This window comes from Roseovarius carneus (assembly GCF_020141465.1).
Taxonomy (GTDB): domain Bacteria; phylum Pseudomonadota; class Alphaproteobacteria; order Rhodobacterales; family Rhodobacteraceae; genus Roseovarius; species Roseovarius carneus.
This window is the reverse complement of sequence record NZ_JAHSPD010000001.1, coordinates 2,498,401-2,510,072: the sequence shown is the minus strand read 5'-3', so window position 1 is coordinate 2,510,072 and position 11,672 is coordinate 2,498,401. Positions and strand designations below refer to the sequence as shown.

Below are 11,672 nucleotides of genomic sequence, written 5' to 3'. Positions count from 1 at the left end.
GCAACAGAAGATTGGAAAGGAAGACAACATGCTCCGCCAGATCAAGACCACCGCCGCCCGCTCCTCCGACACACTCCTTGGGGATGCGATTGGGGCCGCCGCGCTTATGGTGATGCTGATCGTGGGGCTTTACCTTCCCGGTCTGAGTTAAGGTTTCTGCCTGCGAAATTCCGTGCCTGAAGAGCCGAGCATCTCCTGTCCCCAATTATGATGCTGGACCAGACACTGCCTGTCCTACGTCCCTCTGGGTTGCCTCATCCCCCAGACATATCGTGCTCTGACGGACTGACATGGGATATTGCTTACCTCACCGCCGCCATCCTTTTGGATGTGTGGCGGTTTTTTTATGCGGGGATTATGGGGAAAATCAGGCCGTGCTGCGGGCGCTTTCCAGCGCTTCAACAGTGGCATCCAGCGTCAGCATGATCGACGCGTGGCGGTTTTTGTAGTCCTGCGCGGGTCGCAACACTTCGAGCCCATCAAAGGGGGCGGGCGGTGTGGGGCCGTTCTCGGTTAACATGGATTTGAGCGCATCGCGTGCGGCGCTGACCTCATCCACCGTCCGGCCCAGAATCGCACCACCCACAACGCTGGCCGCAGCCTGACCAAGCGCGCAGGCTTTCACTTCCTGCCCGAAGGCGGAAATCTTTCCATCTTCAAGATTGATATCCACGGTGACGGCAGAGCCACAGAGCGGCGCGCGGCGTTTTACCGTGGCATCCGGGGCCTCCAGCCTCTCAAGATGCGGGATATCTGCGGCAAGCGCGAGGATGCGGCCCGAATAGAGCTTGATCATATCTGTGTCGGCGGGCATTACTTTTCCTTTCGCGACCTGACCTATAGATAGGCCGCGCGTCTTACGAAGAAAAGGATTTCTGAGGTGGCATTTGATCCGGCGGGTTTGACGTATAATGCGGACGGGCTGATCCCGGCCATTGCGCAGGATGTAGGCACTGGTGAGGTGCTTATGATGGCGTGGATGAACTCTGAGGCTGTGCAACGCACGCTGGACACGGGGCGGGTAACCTATTGGTCGCGCTCGCGGCAGAGTTTCTGGATCAAGGGTGAGACGAGCGGGCATGTTCAGCACTTGCGCGAGTTTCGCGTGGATTGTGACCGTGATTGCCTGCTTTTGCAGATCGACCAGACGGGACCAGCCTGCCACACGAACCGGCGGAGCTGCTTCTACACAGTTGTCGAGGACGGTGTGGAACGGATTGTGATCGAGCCTGAAGCGGGCTGAGGCGCCTTAAAGTGTTTGAGAAAAACCTACGTAAAGCTTTTCTCGAAACGCACATATCATGGCATTGATGCACGCGTTTCGCATTATCTCCATGCGTTGGGTATAATGCGAGCCGCTTTAGGATATTTTTACCAAGAAAAAATTAGGGCAGGCCGGCCATTCTGCGGACATCCTCAGGTGTGGCTCCATCGGCGCGGTATTTGGAGATGGCGCGGGCATTGTCGCGTTTGGCAAGGCGTTTGCCGGCCTCGTCGCGGATGAGCGCGTGGTGGTGGTAGGTCACAGGCGGCAGGCCGAGCTGCTGTTGCAGAGAGCATTGCAGAAAAGTGGCCTCAAAAAGGTCTTCGCCACGGATCACATGGGTGACTTGGGTCGCGGCATCATCGAGAACAACGGCGAAATGATAGCTGGCAGCGAGGCCGGGGCGCGCAATAACCGGATCGCCGACATGGGTCGCCAGGTGCTGCGCCGTCACCTCATGCAGCCCCCCATGGGCCGGGCCCATTTCGGTGAAGGCGGGCATGGCGCCGGTGGTGTTTTTCGTGAGATCAAGGCGCAGTGCATCGGTCGGGGTGCGGGACGCAAAGGGGCGCGCGCGGCAGGTGCCGGGATAGATGCGGCCATCGGGACCAAAGCCCGGCGCGCCTTCCTGCGGGGCGCTTGCGGCGGCGGCAATATCGGCGCGGGTGCAGCGGCATGGGTAGACCGCGCCTTGCTCTGCGAGGCTTTCAATGGCGCGGCGATAGTCGTCGAAATGCTCGGATTGGCGCCTGATGGGGCCGTCCCAGTCAATCCCGAGCCAGCGTAGATCCTCTAGGATCAGCGCCTCCCAGTCCGGGCGCGAGCGCGTCTGATCGAGATCATCAATCCGCAGAAGAAACCGTCCCCCCTCAGCGCGGGCCATATCGTGGGCCAGAAGTGCTGAATAGGCATGGCCCAGATGCAGCGGTCCTGTGGGGGATGGTGCAAACCGAGTGGTGAATGTCACAGCTTCTCAAGCATTTATATTGTGAACTTCATGTCATGTTCTGGCAGGTAGGGGCTATTGGCGCGCACATGCAGGCAGGTTGCACCGGGATCTACCCAAGCGGCGATTGCGCCTTTAAAGGCGGGGTTTTTCAGGGTGTGATCATTGTAGGGCAAAGCGAAAAAGTCACCTTTGGGCAGGAGTATCATGAGTATATCAAACGTGGCGCCGGAGCGGCGCCAGATCCGAAGGCCGCGCGCCCCAGTGTGGCGCAGCCGTTCTTGGCCACTTCAGCGCTCATAGCGCGGCCCCACGCGTCATAAAACGCACGTGTTGCTTGCGTCCCGGAGGTTGCGTAGACCTGATCGAGAGGTTTCGTCATTATGTGAAGGTGGCGCAAAGCTCAGGCCGGGTCCAGAACCTTTTAACCGAGCCAGCCTGTCCATGCGGCCTTCGCGCGGTCGGTATAGGCCTTATAGCGGTCCGTCCGCCCACGCCGCCCGCCTTTGAATCCCTCAACCGGGCGGAAGAGGCCGAAATTCACGTTCATCGGTTGGAACGTCTTGGCATCCGCCCCGCCAGTGATGTGGTGCACGAGCGCGCCCATGGCGCTGTCTTGTGGCACCTCGGGCAGGGGCGTGCCGAGGATATCAGAGGCGGCGATACGGCCCGCAAGCAGGCCCATCGCGGCGGATTCCACATAGCCCTCCACGCCCGTTATTTGCCCCGCAAAGCGGATATGCGGCATGGAGCGCAGGCGCATCTGCGCGTCCAGCAGCGTGGGCGAATTGAGGAACGTGTTGCGGTGGATGCCACCCAATCGCGCGAAGCTTGCGTTCTCCAGCCCCGGTATCATCCGCAGAACCTCTTTTTGCGCGCCGTATTTCATCTTGGTCTGGAAGCCCACAATATTATAAAGCGTTCCCAGCGCGTTATCTCGGCGCAGCTGCACGACCGCATGCGCCTTCACATCCGGCTGGTGCGGGTTGGTCAGGCCCACGGGCTTCATCGGGCCGTGGCGCAAAGTCTCGCGCCCGCGTTCGGCCATCACCTCAATCGGTAGGCAGCCGTCGAAATACCCGGCTGTCTCGCCCTCTTTGAATTCGGTCTTTTCAGCCGCCAGAAGCGCGTCGATAAACGCCTCGTAAGTGTCCTTGTCCATGGGGCAGTTGAGATAGGCCGTGCGCTCGTCCTCGGTGTCGCCCTTGTCATAGCGCGATTGCATCCAGGCGCGGGACATGTCGATGCTGTCGTAATGTAGGATGGGCGCGATGGCGTCGAAAAACGCGAGCGCCTCGGCGCCGGTTTCCGCCGCAATGGCCGCGCCCAGCGCAGTGGAGGTCAGCGGCCCGGTAGCGATGATCCAATGGCCGGATATGGGCAGATCGGTGATCTCGCCGTACTCTACCTCGATCAGCGGGTGCGCGCGCAAGGCCGCCGTGACACTTGCCGCAAACGGGTCGCGGTCCACGGCCAGCGCGCCGCCCGCAGGCAGGCGGTGCTTGTCGGCCATCGCCATGATGATGCCGTTAGCCGCGCGCATTTCCCAATGCAGAAGGCCCACGGCGTTTTGCTCATCATCATCCGAGCGGAACGAGTTGGAGCAGACCATCTCGGCCAGATCGCCAGTGCGGTGTGCGAAAGTGGCTACGTGAGGACGCATTTCGTGGATCACGACAGGCACGCCCATCTGGGCCGCCTGCCACGCAGCCTCTGATCCGGCCATGCCGCCGCCAATAATATGGAGTTTTTCTGTCATGTCCGGCGATGTAATCCATCGCCGCGTGATTGCAAAGGGTCTCCTCCGCGCGCGGTCAGACCCTGACCCATGATGAGCTGAAATGGATCGAGCGGCCAGCATGTGTGCGGTTCTGATAAGCCGCTCCAAACGCTTGCTATCGCTAGTGAAATCCCAAGCCTGACGCGTTAACCCTGAACAGGCATAACGCTTGCCGGGCCTATTGCTCCCATTCAGGCGGGCGCTTCTCAAGGAAGGCGGATATTCCCTCGGCCGTGTCACGCCAGAGCATATTCTCGACCATCACATCGCCAGTATAGGCGTATGCGGCCTCCAAAGGCATCTCTAGCTGGGCGTAAAACGCCTCCTTGCCCACAGATACCGCCGCGCCCAGTTTGGCTGCGATTACCTCTGCCAAAGCGCGTGTTTCCGCCGCCAGATCGTCTTGCGGCACGGAGCGGTTGATCAACCCCAGCGCCTCTGCCTTGTCGCAGTCAATAAAGCTGCCGGTGGTCAGCATCTCGAACGCCTGTTTGCGCGGGATGTTGCGGCTGAGTGCGACCATGGGCGTGGAGCAAAAAAGCCCGATATTGACACCGTTCACGCCAAAGCGCGTGCCATGCGCCGCCACCGCCATGTCGCAAGACGCCACAAGCTGACATCCCGCTGCTGTGGCAATGCCGTGCACCTGCGCGATCACTGGCTGGGGCAGGGCGCGCAGGGCCATCATTACCGCACCACAGCGCGAGAAGAGATCCGCGAAATAGGCCTTGCCCCCATCCTCCGCCTGCCGGCCTGCGGTCATTTCCTTAAGGTCATGGCCCGCGCAAAACGCTTTGCCCGTTCCCGACAGGATCACCACGCGGATATGACGCTGCTCCATTAGCGCCGCACATTCCGCGGTGAGGGCGGCAAGCATCTCATCGCTCAGTGCGTTGAGCCGCTCGGGCGAGGTCATTTCAAGATGGGCAATCGCGCCCATATCCGTGCGTTTCAAAACTGCCATCTTGCGTCTCCTCGATGCTTGCGCGCATCTTCGCAGAACACACGAGCGGAGAAAAGCATGAAGCTGAAAATGAGCCTGCCCGAATTGAGCGCCTTCGTGGCCGCGGAATTTCCGCAAGTGAAGGATGATTTTGCCATCGACGCGGTGAGCGCGGAGGAGCTGGTCCTGCGGTTGCGGGTTGGCGAGAAGCATCTGCGCCCCGGTGGCACGGTGTCGGGTCCCGCACTTTTCGGGCTGGCGGATGTGGCGGTCTATCTCATGGTGCTGTCGCGGATCGGGCCTCAGGCGCTGGCCGTGACCACCAGCTGCTCAATTGATTTCATGCGCAAACCTGCGGCCGGAGTGGATGTGCTGGCCACGTGTCGCCTGTTGAAACTGGGCCGTACGCTGGCTGTGGGCGACGTACTTTTGCGCTCGCACGGGCATGACGCGCCCGTGGCCCGCGCTAGCCTCACCTATGCGATCCCACCCGCGCAGGTCTGAGGCGTCAGACCATCGCCTCGCATTCGCGGCGCAGGATGACCGCGTTCAGCGTCTCGTCAATTTCCACATCGTCATAGGTCAGGACCGTATCCACCCCCACATCGCGGATCAGCTTGATATCGCCCGTCAGCCCAAGAGGCAGCGCGCGCATCGGTACTGAGATGCGGCTGGGGCGCAGTTGTCCCGCCACGCAATATCCGCCTTCACCGTCCAGCATTTCACCGGCTTTCATGGCCTTTTTCGAGACCGCCACCACGTCCGAGCGGAACTCCCGGCTGGTCCCCGTCGCCTCCCCCCGGATGCCAACCGATCCGACCGACAGGCCCAGCTCCAGCCCGATCAGGTGGAAGCGTTTGAAATTACAGTAGTAAAGCCCGCTCTCGTCGGTGGAGACCATGTATTCCTCAAAGCAGTTTTTCACATAGTCAGACGTGGCCTTCACCACCACCCAGACGCCTTGGCGGATATCATTGGGGATGAGCGTGCCATTCTCGGCAAAGCTTGAGATCACCTCGACCATTCCTGCCTCCTCCAGCACACCACCCGCATCGTGTGGCCGCATGAGGGTCGCGATGTCGTCAATCGCACCGGAGGGATAGGTGAGCCCGTTTGTGGGCGCGTTCAGGCCGGTGGCGTTGGAGATGGCGGCACTTTCGATCGCAGGTTTGGTCCCATCGAGAAAGCTGTTGAACATCTTGGGGTTAAGCCTCCCGCGCTCGGCCTTTTCCGCGGTGACGCCCCAATAATCCCAGATCGTGTCGGGGGTGGAAAAGCGGTATTCCGGCTTCCACTTATGCCCCCGCCCGGCCGCCGTCACCTCGAACCCGCAGGTGCGCGCCCAATCGACAAGCTCGACCGTCATCGCGGGCTGATCACCGTAAGCCTGGCTGTAGATCACACCCGCCGATTCTGCCCGTTTGACCAGCGCCGCACCGCAAACCGCGTCGGCCTCTACCGTGGCGGAAATCACGTGTTTACCGGCGGCAAAGGCGGCGAGGGCATGATCCACCGCGATCACCGGATTGCCGGTGCATTCGATCACGATCTCGACCCCGTGATGTGCGATGAGCGCCAGTGCGTCTTGGCCGACATGGGTCTCGCCGCTGCTGAGGGCGGCATCGAGGGAGGCGGCCTCGATCCGGTCCGCCGCCCATCCGGTATAGGTCATGTTGGATTTGGCCACATCGACCCGTAAATCAGCCACGCCCACCACATGAATACCTGGGATGCGGAGCACTTGGGCCAGAAACATCGTGCCGAACTTGCCCGCGCCAATGAGGCCCACGCGCACAGGGGCGCCTTGCGTCTCGCGTTGTTGCAGTTGCTCGTATAGGCCCATGATGCTCTCCCCGTGGTCGCGCAGACCTTATGGCCCTGCGCGCGTATTTCAGGCGCCACGTTCGCCAGAGTTCCGCCCAAGGTCAAGCGCTTGCCGCATCCGGAGCCCGCCGCAAAATGGTGCAGGCGCACGATAAAAAAGAGGCCAGTGCGAACCTGGCCTCAGGTGGAAGAGGGGCCGTACCGGGGAACGGTTACGGCCACCAGGCCCGTTTGCAGGCTTCCATATGGGCCTGCGCGCGGGTCATTCCGATATCGTCGAGAAGGTGGGCGTCCAGCGCGCGAAGGGCCTTTCGGCTGCGCGCGCGATGTGCCCAGAGCGAGACTTCATAGGCGACCCGAAGTGCCACCTGAGCCGCGACGGGCAGGGGGCCAAGCGCGCCAAGCTCTGCGCGGGCTGCGAGATAGGGGCTCATGAGGGTCGCCATGATAATCTCTCCTTAATTGTATTGATACAATTCTTAAATTGTGCCACTAATTGCTAACCCTTGAGGCAAAGAGATGCGAGGAAAACATTGTGACTGATACAATAATTCACCCTAATTTTAGCGCATCAGCGGAGCCAAAGTACATTGTATTGATACAATCTATGCGCACCGCCATTCGCTCGGGCAAGCTCGCCTCAGGCAGTCGTCTGCCGCCTGTGCGCGAGATGGCCTATCAGCTTGGCATCACGCCGGGCACGGTCGCGCGGGCCTATAAACTGGCCACCGAAGAGGGGCTGGTGGAGACCACTGTGGGTCGCGGGACCTTCGTGACGGGCGGGCTTGTCACCCGCCCTGTGCCTGATGAGCCACTGGTGAACGCCCCGCGCGAAGGGCAGCTCGATTTTCGGGCCTCGCGCGTCCCCGAGGCGGGGCAAAGCGCCATGATCCGCGCCATTCTGGGCCAGATGTCGCGCGTCGAGACAACGCCTTACATTGATTATCCTACCCATCTGAGCGATCTGCCCGCGCGTCGCGCCGTGCTTGATTGGATCGGCCCGGATCGTGTGGGCGATCTGGAGGTGGACGACATTGTGCTGGGACTTGGGGCGCAGAACGCCGTCATGGTAGCACTTCAGACAATCCTGCACGGGCCGAGCCCGGTGATCTTGACCGAGACGCTGTGCTATCCCGGTGTGCGCCACGCCGCCCGTCTTTTGCGCGCGCAGGTGATCGGGGTGAAGATCGACGCGGAAGGGATCATTCCCGCTGCATTAGAGGAGGCGTTGCAACGCCATGGCGGACAGGTCTTGCTGACCGCGGCACAGTCCCACAGCCCGACAACCGCCCGCATGGGGGCTGCGCGCAAACAGCAAATTGCAGAGATCGCCCGACAGTACCAAATCCAGATCGTCGAGGATGATTGCCACTGCATCAATCGGCCTGAAATCGCCGGCTTCCGCGCGCTTTGTCCCGAGCGGGGCTGGTATATCAGCTCGCTGACCAAGACGGTCTCGGCGGCGCTGCGTTTTGGTTATATCGCCTGTCCGCGCGATCAGGCGGCAGCGGCGCGGCAGGTGGCGCAAAGCTCATTCTACGGCCTGCCGCAGCCTGTTCTGGATCTGTGCACCCATATGATTGTCTCGGGCAAGGCCGAGGCGATCCGCGCCGAGGTGGAGCGCTTAATCGCCAAGCGCGTGGCGCTGGTCGCGGGCATCCTTGGAGCTTGGGACGTCACGTGGCGCGCGGATGTGCCGTTTGTCTGGCTCAAACTGCCGCAGGGCTGGTGCGGTTCCACCTTCGCGCGTGCCTGCGCGGCGGAAGGGATTCGCATCAAACCCGCCGATGAGTTTGCGCTGCCCGATGGGCACGCGCCGCATGCCGTGCGCCTCACGGTCACGGCCATTGCCGACGAGGACGTGTTTGAGACCGCGCTGCACCGGATCGGGGCGCTTCTGGCCAATCCGCCGCTCAATGTGGACTTTTAGATGGGGTAAAATGATACCTATTTTGCAAGCCATTGAAATGCATCGAATTTACCCGCCATTCACGTGTTGACGTGCCGGTCTCGCCCTTTATAACCCGCCCATCACATGACGGTGGCCCCTTGGGGTGCGCCTGCATCATACAAGATAGGGTCATCCTGCAATGAAAACATTCTCTGCGACACCGGCAGATATCGACAAGAAATGGATCCTGATCGACGCCGAAGGCATCGTTCTGGGTCGTCTTGCGTCGATCATCGCCACGCGCCTGCGCGGCAAGCACAAGGCAAGCTTCACGCCCCACATGGATATGGGTGACAATGTCATCGTGATCAATGCGGACAAGGTGCAGCTTACTGGCAAGAAGCGCGACAAGCCCAACTACTGGCACACTGGCCATCCGGGCGGGATTAAATCGCGCACCACGGGCGAAATCCTTGAGGGCAAGCACCCCGAGCGCGTCGTCATGCAAGCCGTCAAACGCATGCTGCCCGGCAACCGCCTGAGCCGCACGATCATGACCAATCTGCGCGTCTACGCGAGCGCCGAGCATCCGCATGAGGCGCAAAGCCCCGAAGTGCTGGACGTGAAATCCATGAACTCCAAGAATACGCGGGTGAACTACTGATGGCTGATGAAATCAACTCCCTCGAAGGTCTCGAAGCAGTCGCAGGCATCGCCGCGGCTGAAGCCCCCGCAATCGTGCGTGAGCCCGTGCGCGACGCACTGGGCCGTGCCTATGCCACCGGCAAGCGTAAAGATGCGGTCGCCCGCGTCTGGATCAAGCCCGGCTCCGGCAAGGTTGTCGTGAACGGCAAAGAGATGAAGGACTATTTCGCGCGTCCCGTGCTGCAAATGATCCTGCGGCAGCCCTTCACGGTGTCCGGCACCGAAGATCAGTTCGACGTGATGGCGACGGTCAAAGGCGGCGGCCTCTCGGGGCAGGCGGGTGCGGTCAAGCACGGCGTCTCGAAAGCGCTTCAGCTGTATGATCCCTCCTTGCGCGGCGCTTTGAAAGCGGCGGGCTTCCTCACACGCGACAGCCGCGTTGTGGAGCGGAAGAAATACGGCAAGGCCAAAGCGCGTAAGAGCTTCCAGTTCTCCAAGCGCTGATTTTGGGCCGCATATCTTGGAAAGGGGCTGCCTTTGGGCGGCCCTTTTTCGTTTAAAGAGCGAAGGTTATCTGGCCTGCTGCATGTAGCAAAAACACAGCCAACCCCCAATTGACCGCGAAACCTGCGAAGATCATCAAACGCTCGCGCCCAAACGGGGCCTCAATAAGATAACGCTGCGTGCTGCGCCAGGCGACATAGCCGAAGCCAGAGGCGAGGCTGATGATCACAGTTTCCGTGTAATTAGAAGCACCGTCCGAGGCTTGCGTTGCAAAGCTCAACCACTGATAGCCAGCCCCCAGCGCCAGAAAGACCAGCGCCTGCACGTGTTTTCGGATTGCCAGAAACCCTGCGTAAAAGAGAGCTGACAGTACTAATAGATAGATCATTCATCCGGTCCAATCAGGCCAAGTCCACGTAAATAAATGCCAATGCCCGATTCCAGCAGGTCCTCGGGAGGAAACGGGCTTGCCGTGCCGGGGGAGTTGCGGGTGAAAAGCTCAACCACACCGTGGCTCATGGCCCAGATATGGGCCGAGACCTTCGCAGGCGGCGGGCGCTTTTCGGGCGGAATATGCTCCGAGAGGGCGGCGGCGGCGTGTTCCAGAATGCCGCGCGCGCGCAGGCAGGCGGCGGCAAGCTCGGGCGTACGGTTGACCGACACGCCGCTCTCAAACATGGCGATGTAATGGCCGGGATGCTTACGCGCAAAGGCCAGATAGGCGCGGCCCGTGGCCTCAAACGCCGCCAGCGCAGAGGGCTGCCCGCTGTCATAGGCGTATTGCATCAATTCCGCGAAAATCTCGTAGCCTTGGTGCGCGGCTTCCGCGATTAGGTCCTCGCGCCCGGCAAAGTGCCGGTAAACCGCCGCTGGCGTCACGCCTGCCTGTTTTGCCGCCTCAGACAGGGTGAAACCTGTGGGCCCTTTCGCCTCGATCAGCGCGAGGGCCGCCTCGACCAGAGCCTGCCGGAGGTTGCCGTGGTGGTATCCCCGTTTAGGCATGCCAGATCTCTGGCCCGCCGCAGATTTTCGGATCGATTGGGCCAATCGCGGCGGGGTCCTTCTGCGCGTAATCGACCTTGTGCAGCAGGGTCCGGATGGCTTGCAGGCGCGCACGGCGCTTGTCGTCGCTGCGCAATATGGTCCAGGGCGCGTGATCTGTATGGGTGCGCTCCAGCGTCTCGCCAATCGCTGCCGTGTAGGCGTCCCATTTCTTCAGCCCCTCGGCATCAATCCAGCTCAGCTTCCATTGTTTAAGCGGATCACCCTCGCGGCTGAGAAATCGGCGCAGCTGTTCAGCGCGGCCGACATTGAGCCAGAATTTGATTACCGTGATCCCCTCATCAACCAGAAGCTTCTCAAACTCAGGGGCTTGCGTGAAAAACTTCATGCGCTGATCTGGGGTGCAAAACTCGAAGACATGCTCCACCACAGCCCGATTGTACCAACTGCGGTCATAGAAAACCATTTCCCCGGCGGCGGGCAGGTGGTCGATATAGCGCTGAAAATACCATTGCGTCTGCTCTTTATCCGAGGGCTTGGGAAGGGCCACAAGCCGCGCACCACGTGGATTAAGGTTCTCGCGGAAACGCTTGATTGTGCCGCCTTTTCCGGCTGCATCGCGCCCTTCAAAAACGATGGCGACGCGGGTGCCGGTTTCCTTGGCCGACGCCTGAAACTTGACCAGTTCGATCTGAAGCTTCGCGAGGTCCTTTTCATAGGCTTTGCGCGGCATACGCTCGGAATGGGGATAGCTCGGCTCGATGATCTCACCCTTTTCGGCACGGCGGATCGCGTTGCGGATCTCGTCCGGGGCCTCGTGTTTGAAAAACGAGCTGATTGCGCCGTCGAAGGGCAGGTCCATGGCAATGTCCT

Annotated in this window: 16 protein-coding genes; 6 read left to right on the top strand and 10 right to left on the bottom strand. The window is 60.9% G+C overall.

Translation table 11 applies throughout. The features are described 5' to 3' along the window. Window positions 1-28: 28 nt before the first annotated feature. Window positions 29-151, top strand: a complete 123-nt coding sequence (locus tag KUD11_RS15225) for a hypothetical protein (RefSeq protein WP_258305364.1) — start codon at window positions 29-31, stop codon at window positions 149-151. 216 nt (window positions 152-367) lie between these two features. Here the strand turns inward: KUD11_RS15225 and KUD11_RS12500 are convergent, their stop codons facing one another. Continuing rightward, entirely contained in the window at window positions 368-814 is a 447-nt protein-coding gene (locus KUD11_RS12500; RefSeq protein ID WP_109384375.1) for an iron-sulfur cluster assembly scaffold protein, read from the bottom strand. 66 nt (window positions 815-880) lie between these two features. Here KUD11_RS12500 and hisI point away from each other — a divergent pair, with 66 nt between their 5' ends. Continuing rightward, window positions 881-1,243, top strand: a complete 363-nt coding sequence (gene hisI, locus KUD11_RS12495) for a phosphoribosyl-AMP cyclohydrolase (protein ID WP_109384376.1) — start codon at window positions 881-883, stop codon at window positions 1,241-1,243. Window positions 1,244-1,385: 142 nt separating this feature from the next. Here the strand turns inward: hisI and gluQRS are convergent, their stop codons facing one another. From gluQRS to KUD11_RS12475, 4 genes are all read right to left on the bottom strand, one after another. Next, window positions 1,386-2,231, bottom strand: a complete 846-nt coding sequence (gene gluQRS / locus KUD11_RS12490) for a tRNA glutamyl-Q(34) synthetase GluQRS (RefSeq protein WP_109384377.1) — start codon at window positions 2,229-2,231, stop codon at window positions 1,386-1,388. Window positions 2,232-2,415: 184 nt separating this feature from the next. Next, window positions 2,416-2,592, bottom strand: coding sequence for a hypothetical protein (locus tag KUD11_RS12485; RefSeq protein ID WP_224380229.1), 177 nt, complete (start codon window positions 2,590-2,592; stop codon window positions 2,416-2,418). A 42-nt stretch (window positions 2,593-2,634) separates the two neighbouring features. Further along, window positions 2,635-3,969 carry a methylenetetrahydrofolate--tRNA-(uracil(54)-C(5))-methyltransferase (FADH(2)-oxidizing) TrmFO gene (gene trmFO / locus KUD11_RS12480; protein WP_109384379.1) on the bottom strand — a complete coding sequence of 445 codons (1,335 nt, stop codon included), beginning with the start codon at window positions 3,967-3,969 and terminating at the stop codon, window positions 2,635-2,637. A gap of 199 nt (window positions 3,970-4,168) precedes the next feature. Next, complete coding sequence (locus KUD11_RS12475) at window positions 4,169-4,990, bottom strand: enoyl-CoA hydratase (RefSeq protein WP_258305400.1); 822 nt, start codon at window positions 4,988-4,990, stop codon at window positions 4,169-4,171. A 21-nt stretch (window positions 4,991-5,011) separates the two neighbouring features. On the opposite strand from KUD11_RS12475, the gene KUD11_RS12470 reads away from it, so the two are divergent. Beyond that, window positions 5,012-5,437, top strand: coding sequence for a PaaI family thioesterase (locus KUD11_RS12470; protein ID WP_109384381.1), 426 nt, complete (start codon window positions 5,012-5,014; stop codon window positions 5,435-5,437). Window positions 5,438-5,441: 4 nt separating this feature from the next. On the opposite strand, the gene KUD11_RS12465 is transcribed toward KUD11_RS12470, so the two are convergent. Both KUD11_RS12465 and KUD11_RS12460 read right to left on the bottom strand, forming a co-directional pair. Then, window positions 5,442-6,776, bottom strand: coding sequence for an NAD(P)H-dependent oxidoreductase (locus tag KUD11_RS12465; RefSeq protein ID WP_109384382.1), 1,335 nt, complete (start codon window positions 6,774-6,776; stop codon window positions 5,442-5,444). A gap of 193 nt (window positions 6,777-6,969) precedes the next feature. Further along, on the bottom strand, window positions 6,970-7,203 hold the full coding sequence (locus KUD11_RS12460) for a DUF1127 domain-containing protein (protein ID WP_224380228.1): 234 nt from the start codon (window positions 7,201-7,203) through the stop codon (window positions 6,970-6,972). 161 nt (window positions 7,204-7,364) lie between these two features. Here KUD11_RS12460 and KUD11_RS12455 point away from each other — a divergent pair, with 161 nt between their 5' ends. The 3 genes from KUD11_RS12455 (at window position 7,365) to rpsI (ending at window position 9,797) form a co-directional block, all read left to right on the top strand. Further along, on the top strand, window positions 7,365-8,687 hold the full coding sequence (locus KUD11_RS12455) for an aminotransferase-like domain-containing protein (protein WP_109384383.1): 1,323 nt from the start codon (window positions 7,365-7,367) through the stop codon (window positions 8,685-8,687). 160 nt (window positions 8,688-8,847) lie between these two features. Continuing rightward, window positions 8,848-9,312, top strand: a complete 465-nt coding sequence (rplM, locus tag KUD11_RS12450) for a 50S ribosomal protein L13 (protein WP_109384384.1) — start codon at window positions 8,848-8,850, stop codon at window positions 9,310-9,312. Beyond that, on the top strand, window positions 9,312-9,797 hold the full coding sequence (rpsI, locus tag KUD11_RS12445) for a 30S ribosomal protein S9 (RefSeq protein ID WP_109384385.1): 486 nt from the start codon (window positions 9,312-9,314) through the stop codon (window positions 9,795-9,797). The genes rplM and rpsI overlap by 1 nt, the downstream gene beginning before the upstream one ends. Before the next feature lie 52 nt (window positions 9,798-9,849). Here the strand turns inward: rpsI and KUD11_RS12440 are convergent, their stop codons facing one another. Genes KUD11_RS12440 through ppk2 form a run of 3 tightly spaced genes read right to left on the bottom strand, consistent with a single transcriptional unit; the run spans window position 9,850 to window position 11,661 of the window. Next, window positions 9,850-10,185: a hypothetical protein gene (locus KUD11_RS12440; protein ID WP_109384386.1), complete on the bottom strand. Its 336-nt coding sequence runs from the start codon at window positions 10,183-10,185 to the stop codon at window positions 9,850-9,852. Next, a complete protein-coding gene (locus KUD11_RS12435; RefSeq protein ID WP_109384387.1) occupies window positions 10,182-10,799 on the bottom strand; it encodes a TetR/AcrR family transcriptional regulator in 618 nt (205 codons plus the stop codon). The genes KUD11_RS12440 and KUD11_RS12435 overlap by 4 nt, the downstream gene beginning before the upstream one ends. Continuing rightward, complete coding sequence (gene ppk2 / locus KUD11_RS12430) at window positions 10,792-11,661, bottom strand: polyphosphate kinase 2 (RefSeq protein WP_109387843.1); 870 nt, start codon at window positions 11,659-11,661, stop codon at window positions 10,792-10,794. Before ppk2 ends, KUD11_RS12435 begins: the two co-directional genes overlap by 8 nt. Window positions 11,662-11,672 lie beyond the last annotated feature (11 nt).

Excerpts from the sequence above, each read along its gene's own strand:
- KUD11_RS12435 (WP_109384387.1), bottom strand. The coding sequence starts at position 10,799 with ATGCCTAAACGGGGATACCACCACGGCAACCTCCGGCAGGCTCTGGTC.
- KUD11_RS12460 (WP_224380228.1), bottom strand. The coding sequence starts at position 7,203 with ATGGCGACCCTCATGAGCCCCTATCTCGCAGCCCGCGCAGAGCTTGGC.
- rpsI (WP_109384385.1), top strand. The coding sequence starts at position 9,312 with ATGGCTGATGAAATCAACTCCCTCGAAGGTCTCGAAGCAGTCGCAGGC.
- trmFO (WP_109384379.1), bottom strand. The coding sequence starts at position 3,969 with ATGACAGAAAAACTCCATATTATTGGCGGCGGCATGGCCGGATCAGAG.
- KUD11_RS12440 (WP_109384386.1), bottom strand. The coding sequence starts at position 10,185 with ATGATCTATCTATTAGTACTGTCAGCTCTCTTTTACGCAGGGTTTCTG.
- rplM (WP_109384384.1), top strand. The coding sequence starts at position 8,848 with ATGAAAACATTCTCTGCGACACCGGCAGATATCGACAAGAAATGGATC.
- KUD11_RS12500 (WP_109384375.1), bottom strand. The coding sequence starts at position 814 with ATGCCCGCCGACACAGATATGATCAAGCTCTATTCGGGCCGCATCCTC.
- KUD11_RS12465 (WP_109384382.1), bottom strand. The coding sequence starts at position 6,776 with ATGGGCCTATACGAGCAACTGCAACAACGCGAGACGCAAGGCGCCCCT.
- ppk2 (WP_109387843.1), bottom strand. The coding sequence starts at position 11,661 with ATGGACCTGCCCTTCGACGGCGCAATCAGCTCGTTTTTCAAACACGAG.
- KUD11_RS15225 (WP_258305364.1), top strand. The coding sequence starts at position 29 with ATGCTCCGCCAGATCAAGACCACCGCCGCCCGCTCCTCCGACACACTC.
- KUD11_RS12470 (WP_109384381.1), top strand. The coding sequence starts at position 5,012 with ATGAAGCTGAAAATGAGCCTGCCCGAATTGAGCGCCTTCGTGGCCGCG.
- KUD11_RS12485 (WP_224380229.1), bottom strand. The coding sequence starts at position 2,592 with ATGACGAAACCTCTCGATCAGGTCTACGCAACCTCCGGGACGCAAGCA.
- KUD11_RS12455 (WP_109384383.1), top strand. The coding sequence starts at position 7,365 with ATGCGCACCGCCATTCGCTCGGGCAAGCTCGCCTCAGGCAGTCGTCTG.